Genomic DNA, 7,758 nt, shown 5'->3' on the forward strand with positions numbered 1-7,758 from the left:
TCGATGCGCGACCACATGGCGACACGCGTGGCCGGATCGCAGCGCCGCCAGAGCAGATCCGTCCACGACGGATCGTCGTGGACGATGGAAGAGTTGTAGAGCGCCTGGGTGTCGAACGGATCGGCGCCGGACGCGATGAACAGCTCCACCAGCTCCGCGGACTGGGTGTGGCAAGGCTTGGCACCTTCCCCCAATCCAATGGCGCCTGTGATGAGCGTGAACGCGTTGCCCCACCCATCGTCGAAACGGAAATGCGGGTCCGCACCAGCATCGAGCAGCAAACGCGCGATGTCCACGGCGCGCTGTTCATCGAGGCGGCCGTAGGCGACGTAGGCGAGGGCGGTCCACTGCAGAGTGCCACCCGTTTGCACCGCTGCCGCGCGATCCTGCGCGAGCATGTGGCGCACGCGGTCGATATCGCCACAGATGGCGGCCGTGAAAATGCTGTCGCTCGCCACCGCGGCGTGACGCGCGACGATACTGCGGGCGAGTGCCCTGTCGCCATCCCAGCCATGGCGCAGCACCGCGTCCACGTGTTCGGTGAAGGTGGCACCTTCAAGCACCACCGCTTCGAGTGCGCCAAGCAGTGCGCGCCAATCCACCTGGCCGTACTCCCGTGCGAGCGCATGCAGTACATCGCGCAGGGTCGGCTGTTCGGGCGCGGCAGACCACGCCGCACGCAATCGTTCGTGGGCTTCGCGATCACCCTGACGAAGGGCCTGCAACCAGCGACGGGCTTCCTGCTTGAGGAGCTGCGGCTTACTGCGGGCTGAGAACTGACGCGTCATGGAACACACTCCTTCCGGAACGGCCAGGCGTCCGCTTACGAATGGCCAGGAAGAAGGCTTCGCAAGAAGTGCACAGCGTCTGGGTGGGAGCCAGCTCCCTTGCCGCGGACAGGAGGCGCCCCAGTGGCGCGCTGCGGGCAATGTCGCTGCACGGGAATGTGAGCGTCAAGACCAGTCAGTACCGGGTCAACAACGCCGCAACCATCAGCGCACACAGCACCACCGCGTTCGCCTTGGGTTGCCAGTATTCGATGAACCCCATGGCGATGGCCAGCCAGCCCAGCGCCACGACGAGGCCCATGATGAGCAGCCCCCGTTCGTTCATGACCGGCGCGGTGCAGGTCACGAGGTAGAGTGCCAGGGCACCGAAGGCGATGTGCCCCCACGCATAGGCACTGTGGAGACCGTAGTACAACGTCGTCTCCGGACTCGGCACGCGGGTGCGCCGGATGTACTGCGAGGCCACGTCGGCCATGAAGTGCAGCACACCACTCAATGCCATCCAACCGAATGCGGCGCGTACCAGATAGACATGCAGGCGGTCCATGGGTCCCCTAGGCGAAACGGATGTTGGTGAGTCGTTCCGATTCCTTCCATAGCCGGGCGGCGACCTCCACGTCGAGCGCCTGTTGCGGCACGCGCGCCAGTACAGGATGTCCGCGCGTTTCACCCAGTCGATTGGGGCCGTAGTAGTGCCCGCCCTGCGCCTCGGGCGCCGTGGCGGCGTAGAGCGATGGCAATGCGCCCTGTGCCGCCGGCTGAAACAGAAACCACAGGTACCTGCGCGCACGACCGGACGCGCTCGAAGCGCCCGCTCCATTGGGAATGAGATCGGTACGCGAAATGCCCGGATGCGCCGCCACACTGGTCACGCCCCACTGTGCGGCGGTACTGCGGCGTTGCAATTCGAAGGCAAATATCAGACAGGCCAGTTTCGATTGCGCGTAGGCCGTCATCGGATCGTACCGCCGTTCCGACTGCAGGTTGTCGAAATCGATTCGACCGTCGCGCGCAGCGACACTCGAGAGCGATATCACGCGCGCACCTCGCGCTTGTCGCAGCAGCGGCATGAGCGCAGCCGTCAGCGCGAAATGTCCGAGATAGTTGGTGCCGAACTGCAGTTCGTGCCCGTCCGACGTAACCTGACGCTCCGGCGGATTCATCACCGCCGCATTGTTGACCAGCAGATCGAGACCCGTGAACTGGTCGGTGAGACGATCACCAAACGCGGCGATGGATTTCAGGCTGACCAGATCGAGCGCCTCGAAGCGGACAGTGGCCGAAGGCACCCGGGCGCGCACCTGTGCCACCGCCTCTGCCCCTTTCGCCGCGTTGCGCCCGGCGATGACCACCAGCGCCTGCGCCCGCGCCAGCTCGACCGCCGTCTCCAACCCGATGCCACCGGTTCCGGTGACAATGGCGGTACGCCCGCGTTGGGATGGTATGTTGGAAGCGGTCCAGGCGGCCATCTCGTACCTCGTGAAGTTCCGGTATATTGCACTGAGTGCAGATATTATTGCACTCAGTGCATTCGCGCAAGAACCCCATGATCTCTCGTGATGCCGGGCGTGAGCCCGAAAAGGAAGGACTCCGTGAACGGAAGCAGCGGGAGACCCGCATCCGCATTGCGGAGAAGGGGCTCAAGCTCTTCCTGAAGCACGGCTATGATGCGGTCACGCTGGACGACATCGCCGAGGCGGCGGGCATCTCCCGGCGCACCTTCTTTTCGTACTTCAAGTCGAAGGAAGACGTCGTGCTCGTGTGGCAAACGGCGTCATGGACCACGATGCTCGCCGAGCTTCGGGCGGTCTCGCCGGACACTCCGCCGCTGGAAGCGGTGCGGGCGATGCTGGTGCGCAATGCGGCGCCGTATGAGTCGGCGCAGATGCGCACCATCGACAATCTCATGCGGTCGAACGACACCCTGATCGCGCGCAAATCGGCGCTGTATGTCGTGCACGAGCAACTGCTCTACGAGATGCTGTGCGAAGTGTGGCGACAACCGGAGCTGCGACCGACACTGCGCCTGGTGGCCATGATCTCGGTGGGCGTGATGCGTCTGTCCATCGAAACCTGGCGCGCGGAAGAGGGTGTGCGTTCCGCGGCGGAGGTACTCAACGAGACCTTTGCGAGAGCGCGTTCGGAAATGTCGCTGATGCTGTAGAGGCCCCTGCTGCGGCGCAGAATGTTCTGACTACAGTACCACGAGATGTTCGACGCGTGCAGCGGGCACCGCACTGCGGGGGATCGTGCGATCGAAGGTCACCAGGCGCCCACCATGCCGCACAGCCAACGCCAGCAGATAGACATCCGTCAGGTGTCGCGGACTGTGGACGCGCGCCAGATCAACAATGGTCGCATCAAGGATCGACACATCGTCGGGCCAGAACGCATGGGATGCATCCATCGTGGCGTCGCGCAGACGGTCACCAATCACCGTCGCGGGTCTGGCACCAGGATAGGACACCCCTGACATGATGCGCACGCATCCGTTCTGGGTGAGCGCACATGAAGCCCAACCCTGGTGGGCGTGCGCCGAGAACCATGCCATCGCCTCACCATGAGACACGTGGCTGGCATCGAGCAAAGCAATGAGGACGTTGACGTCCAGCAGGGCGCGCATTCAGCGGGTCCGAACTTCAGTATGCGTCGTCGTGTCGCAGCTCGTCGATCAACGCATTCGTGACCACGGTCTTTCCGGCAGGAAAGGGCCGGAAGCCATGGACGGACGGCGCTTCCGCCACTGCGGACACCCGCGGGCGAGCCGTCAGAGCCTGCCGTAGCAGTTCGGATACGACCTGCCCGGCCGTCTTGTCCTCCCGGCGGGCCCGCTCCTTGGCAGCCTCCAGCACGTCCTCATCGATATCGAGCGTGGTGCGCATACATCTGATGCTAGTGCATCAGAACCTCGGCCTCAAGCCCCCTGCCAATTCCGGTCACGGGGTGGACGGCTGCATGCGCACATCCAGGCGAACTGTCTCCGGACCACAATCTCCCCGGCGCACGCGTACAGCGTCACGCTGCCATTGCCGGTAGCCGGTATGGGACACCACCACGGCATACGCCCCTGAACGCCCCAACGCCACGTCGTACACCGTGTCGGGTCTTGGCATCTGCGAGATCTGCGCCGTGTCTGTATACGCCCCATCGCGGGCGATGGCGACCGCATTGGACAGGGCGGCATTGGTGACCGAATCCCTGATGTCGAGGGTGATCGCTGGACTGATGATCGCCAGACACACCGGGGATTCGGGAAGCAGACCACACCCACCCACGAACGGCAGCACCACGGCCAGCACCGACACCACACGACGCTCCACAGCAATCATCGACACACCTCCACAATGAAGTCCTACGAAGTCGCCGCGTCTCCCTTGGGCACCGCCGACTTCCGCGGATGCGCGACCGAATGCAGGTACAATGATTCCACCTTCTCGCGCGCCCAAGGGGTTTTGCGCAGGAACTTGAGCGACGACGTCACACTGGGGTCGTGCGTGAAGCAGCGAATGGTGATGCGCTCACCCAGACCGGCCCACCCGTAGCGTTCGGAGAGGTGCTCGACCATGGCCTTGAGGGTAACACCATGCAGGGGATCGGACTTGCGGGCAGACTCAGGCATTCGCGAGCGGTTGGGGAAATGGGGCTCCTGAACAGTAGTCGATGACCCCAGTTCGTCCCCGAAATTCGTCCCGTGCCTTCGTCCCGGTCTGGCAGCCTCCGGCAACTGTTCCACGCACCGCATTGGTGACTGCACCGGCGCGACGTGCGCCACACCACAGCGGAGCAGCTAGTGCCACCGCCCCGGATACGATATCGTCCAAGGGTTGCCTTCCCACGGCCCCAGATTCGTCGGCTATCCGACGAGGCCGGCATCCTTCCGGAGTGACCCCCATGATGGCCCGACGTTCGGTTTTTGCCTTTGCCGTTCTTTCCCTGCTGGCCGGCGCCTCGTCGCAGGCCGCCGCCCAGAGCGGCATGGCCGGTATGGACCATAGCATGCACAAGATGGGCCCCGAGATCGTGATCCCGAAGGGCGCGATCTATACGAAGGCCGACGTCGAGTTCATGCAGGGCATGATCGCCCACCACGCCCAGGCCATCGTGATGGCCAAGCTGGCCGAAGCGAACAGCACCAATCAGAATCTGCTCAAGCTGTCGCGGAAGATCGACCAGTCCCAGCTTCCCGAGATCGAGATCATGCAGGACTGGCTCCGTCGCCACAATCAGTTCGCGCCGGACACCTCGTCCTGGCACGGCATGGTGATGGACGGCATGCTCACGACGGCCGAGATCAAGGCGCTGGGCGAAGCCAAGGGCACGGATTTCGACCGCCTCTTTCTCGACGGCATGATCAAGCACCACGCCGGCGCCATCAAGATGGTCGACGAGCTCTTCAAGTCGCCGGGCGCAGGTCAGGAAGTGGATGCCAACGTCTTTGCCAACGATGTCGTTACTGCCCAGACGGCGGAAATCGGCATCATGCGGCGTCTGCTGGCCCAGCTCCCGCCGAAGTAACCAGGCAGCAAGGCAGGAAGTACGTAGTTGCAGGTGTACGGCTCCAAGGTTTTACCCCTCCTTCACCCCCGGAGTTTGACCCGATGCGCGTCATGCGTAGCGTGAACCTCCTTCTGGCGGCGCTCGTCGTTCCGACCGTTCTGGCGGCACAGACGTACCCATCCGGCAAGGACCCCCGCAGCACCCTCAAGCCCGGTCGCCACGATGCCGGCATTTCGACGAGCAACATGAAGCTCGTCTCCACGACGCCGAAGGCGGCCCAGTTCGATACGGTGCGTGGCCTGACGTTCGTGAACTCGGACATGGCGTTCGGTGGCAAGTACGTGTACCAGGCGAACTTCGCCGGCTTCACCATCCTCGACATCAGCAACCCGGCCAAGCCGGAAGTCGTCTCGGTGACGCGCTGCATCACGTCGCAGGGTGACCCGTCGATCTACGGCAACCTGCTGTTCATCTCGGCGGAAGGCGCGGGCAACCGCAACGATTGCGGCGACGGTGGTGTGCAGGATCCGAAGGATCACATGGCCGGCGTGCGCATCTTCGACGTGTCCAACCCGAAGGCGCCGAAGCTCGTGAAGAACGTGCAGACCTGTAAGGGCTCGCACACGCACACGATCGTGCCCAGCCCGACCGACAAGAAGACCATCTACATCTACGTGTCCGGCCAGCAGGCGGCGCGTCCGGAAACCGAACTTGCCGGCTGCAAGAACGGCAACGATCCGGCCGACGCGACCAACTCGCTGTACCAGCTCGACATCATCAAGGTGCCGCTCAATGCTCCCGAGCAGGCCAAGGTGATCCCGGGCGCGCGCATCTTCACCGGCCTCGATGGCGGCGGTGAGTGCAAGATCTACTGCGCGCCGAGCTCGGGCCGTCCGGCTGGTGCCGGCCGCCCGCAGCCGGCCGCGAACATGCCCGACGGTCCGCGCAACTGCCATGACGTGACCGCGTACCCGGCCATGAACCTGCTGCTGGCCTCGTGCACGACGCACTCGATCCTGGTCGACATCAAGAATCCGGAGAAGCCGTTCCGCATCGATGCGATCATGGACACGAACAACTTCCAGGGTCGCCACACCGCCGCGTTCAGCAACGACGGCCGGAAGCTGATCCAGACGGACGAGTGGGGCGGCGGCACGGGCCCGATGTGCCAGGCCTCCAGCATGATCGAGCTCGGTGGCAACACCATCCTCACGCTCGACGCGAAGAACAAGCAGACGCAGCGCGCCTACTTCAAGCTGCCTGCGGCGCAGTCGGCCGAAGAGAACTGCGTGGCGCACAACGGTGGCATCATCCCGGTGCCTGGTCGTGACCTGTATGTGCAGGGCTGGTACCAGGGCGGCGTGAACATCATGGACTTCACGGACGCCGACAAGGCGTTCGAGATCGGCCACTTCGATCGCGGCGCGATCAACCCGCCGCGTCCGGTGGACGTGCCGGCCGCTGCGGCGCCGGCTGGCCCGCCGGTGCGTGGCAACGGCAACACGATCGGTGGATCGTGGGGTGCGTACTACTGGAACGGCCACGTCTACTCGTCCGAAATGGACCGTGGCCTCGACATCCTCGAGCTCACGCCGAGCGACATGCTGTCGGCCAACGAAATCGCTGCGGCGAAGCTGGTGACGTACACCGAGTTCAACCCGCAGAGCCAGCCGAAGTACACCTGGCCCGCGGCGTTCGTGGTCGTGCGTTCGTACCTCGACCAGCTCGTGCGTGGCAACGGCCTCGATGCCACGCGGACCAAGGCCATCGACGCTGCCCTGACCGACGCCGAAGCCAAGACCGGCGCGGCGCGTGCGACGGCGCTCCGCACCCTGGCCACGCAGGTGGACAAGGATGCGGTGGGTGCGAAGGACAGCGCCCGCGTGAAGACGATGGCGTCTGAAATCCGTCGCCTGGCGGCCGCGAAGTAAGCGACTGCCGCACGGTGTAAAGTGGTGTGAAAAACGAAGGGCGTCCCGATGCGGGGCGCCCTTTGTCGTTGTATGCCGTCGCCTGTCGTTGTATATGGGTATCCCCCACTCCCCACCTCCATGCGATTTCTGATTGCCTCCCTCGCTGCGACGACGTTCGTCGCGCCGACGATCGCTGCCCCGGCACTCGGTGCCCAGCCCGCGTCGATCGTCTACCGCCTCGGCAAGGACACCAGCGCGGTGGAGCAGTACACGCGCACGGCCACGTCGCTCACCGGTGACATGGTTCAGCGCAACGGCCCGGCCATTGCGCGCTATCGCTACGCCATCACACTCGGCAAGGATGGCCGGCCCACCGCGGCCACGCTCACACGCCACAATCAGGACGGCAGCGCTGCGCCCGCTCCCAATACGTGGCGCTACACGGTGACCGCCGATTCCATCGTGCGCGAAACGGTGTTTGCCGACAGCACATCGCGGCGCGCCTTTGCGGCCAGGGGTGGATTCGTGAACTGGCCCACGTTCATCTATGGCCCCACGGA

The 7,758-nt window shown here is 64.4% G+C and carries 10 protein-coding genes and 1 pseudogene; 4 read left to right on the forward strand and 7 right to left on the reverse strand.

Annotated elements, in window-relative coordinates:
* From VGE27_RS12415 to VGE27_RS12425, 3 genes and pseudogenes are all read right to left on the reverse strand, one after another.
* Nucleotides 1-788 (reverse strand): annotated as a pseudogene (locus VGE27_RS12415) (hypothetical protein); the annotation flags it as partial.
* Nucleotides 789-963: 175 nt separating this feature from the next.
* Nucleotides 964-1,335, reverse strand: coding sequence for a hypothetical protein (locus tag VGE27_RS12420; protein ID WP_331049980.1), 372 nt, complete (start codon nt 1,333-1,335; stop codon nt 964-966).
* 7 nt (nt 1,336-1,342) lie between these two features.
* Entirely contained in the window at nt 1,343-2,257 is a 915-nt protein-coding gene (locus VGE27_RS12425) for an SDR family oxidoreductase (protein WP_331049981.1), read from the reverse strand.
* A 77-nt stretch (nt 2,258-2,334) separates the two neighbouring features.
* Here VGE27_RS12425 and VGE27_RS12430 point away from each other — a divergent pair, with 77 nt between their 5' ends.
* Nucleotides 2,335-2,952 carry a helix-turn-helix domain-containing protein gene (locus VGE27_RS12430; RefSeq protein WP_331049982.1) on the forward strand — a complete coding sequence of 206 codons (618 nt, stop codon included), beginning with the start codon at nt 2,335-2,337 and terminating at the stop codon, nt 2,950-2,952.
* Between the two features lie 30 nt (nt 2,953-2,982).
* On the opposite strand, the gene VGE27_RS12435 is transcribed toward VGE27_RS12430, so the two are convergent.
* The 4 genes from VGE27_RS12435 to VGE27_RS12450 are packed head-to-tail and all read right to left on the reverse strand — an operon-like array spanning nt 2,983 to nt 4,407.
* A complete protein-coding gene (locus VGE27_RS12435; protein WP_331049983.1) occupies nt 2,983-3,411 on the reverse strand; it encodes a TA system VapC family ribonuclease toxin in 429 nt (142 codons plus the stop codon).
* A gap of 16 nt (nt 3,412-3,427) precedes the next feature.
* Nucleotides 3,428-3,670 carry a hypothetical protein gene (locus tag VGE27_RS12440; RefSeq protein ID WP_331049984.1) on the reverse strand — a complete coding sequence of 81 codons (243 nt, stop codon included), beginning with the start codon at nt 3,668-3,670 and terminating at the stop codon, nt 3,428-3,430.
* Nucleotides 3,671-3,724: 54 nt separating this feature from the next.
* The gene (locus VGE27_RS12445; protein ID WP_331049985.1) at nt 3,725-4,117 is read right to left on the reverse strand and encodes a hypothetical protein; all 393 of its coding nucleotides are present in this window, start codon (nt 4,115-4,117) and stop codon (nt 3,725-3,727) included.
* Nucleotides 4,118-4,140: 23 nt separating this feature from the next.
* A complete protein-coding gene (locus VGE27_RS12450; protein ID WP_331049986.1) occupies nt 4,141-4,407 on the reverse strand; it encodes a VF530 family protein in 267 nt (88 codons plus the stop codon).
* 272 nt (nt 4,408-4,679) lie between these two features.
* Here VGE27_RS12450 and VGE27_RS12455 point away from each other — a divergent pair, with 272 nt between their 5' ends.
* The 3 genes from VGE27_RS12455 to VGE27_RS12465 all read left to right on the forward strand — a co-directional run.
* Entirely contained in the window at nt 4,680-5,303 is a 624-nt protein-coding gene (locus VGE27_RS12455) for a DUF305 domain-containing protein (RefSeq protein WP_331049987.1), read from the forward strand.
* A gap of 83 nt (nt 5,304-5,386) precedes the next feature.
* Complete coding sequence (locus VGE27_RS12460; RefSeq protein ID WP_331049988.1) at nt 5,387-7,216, forward strand: hypothetical protein; 1,830 nt, start codon at nt 5,387-5,389, stop codon at nt 7,214-7,216.
* A 120-nt stretch (nt 7,217-7,336) separates the two neighbouring features.
* On the forward strand, nt 7,337-7,758 hold a 422-nt coding region (locus VGE27_RS12465; protein ID WP_331049989.1), incomplete at its 3' end, for a hypothetical protein.

Origin of the sequence: Gemmatimonas sp. (assembly GCF_036405635.1) — a bacterium.
In the GTDB taxonomy this organism is placed as follows: Bacteria; Gemmatimonadota; Gemmatimonadetes; order Gemmatimonadales; family Gemmatimonadaceae; genus Gemmatimonas.

Bases quoted from the DNA above. Each gene is read 5' to 3' on its own strand.
- VGE27_RS12455 (WP_331049987.1), top strand. From the start codon at position 4,680: ATGATGGCCCGACGTTCGGTTTTTGCCTTTGCCGTTCTTTCCCTGCTG.
- VGE27_RS12460 (WP_331049988.1), top strand. From the start codon at position 5,387: ATGCGCGTCATGCGTAGCGTGAACCTCCTTCTGGCGGCGCTCGTCGTT.
- VGE27_RS12435 (WP_331049983.1), bottom strand. From the start codon at position 3,411: ATGCGCGCCCTGCTGGACGTCAACGTCCTCATTGCTTTGCTCGATGCC.
- VGE27_RS12440 (WP_331049984.1), bottom strand. From the start codon at position 3,670: ATGCGCACCACGCTCGATATCGATGAGGACGTGCTGGAGGCTGCCAAG.
- VGE27_RS12445 (WP_331049985.1), bottom strand. From the start codon at position 4,117: ATGATTGCTGTGGAGCGTCGTGTGGTGTCGGTGCTGGCCGTGGTGCTG.
- VGE27_RS12450 (WP_331049986.1), bottom strand. From the start codon at position 4,407: ATGCCTGAGTCTGCCCGCAAGTCCGATCCCCTGCATGGTGTTACCCTC.
- VGE27_RS12430 (WP_331049982.1), top strand. From the start codon at position 2,335: ATGATCTCTCGTGATGCCGGGCGTGAGCCCGAAAAGGAAGGACTCCGT.
- VGE27_RS12420 (WP_331049980.1), bottom strand. From the start codon at position 1,335: ATGGACCGCCTGCATGTCTATCTGGTACGCGCCGCATTCGGTTGGATG.
- VGE27_RS12425 (WP_331049981.1), bottom strand. From the start codon at position 2,257: ATGGCCGCCTGGACCGCTTCCAACATACCATCCCAACGCGGGCGTACC.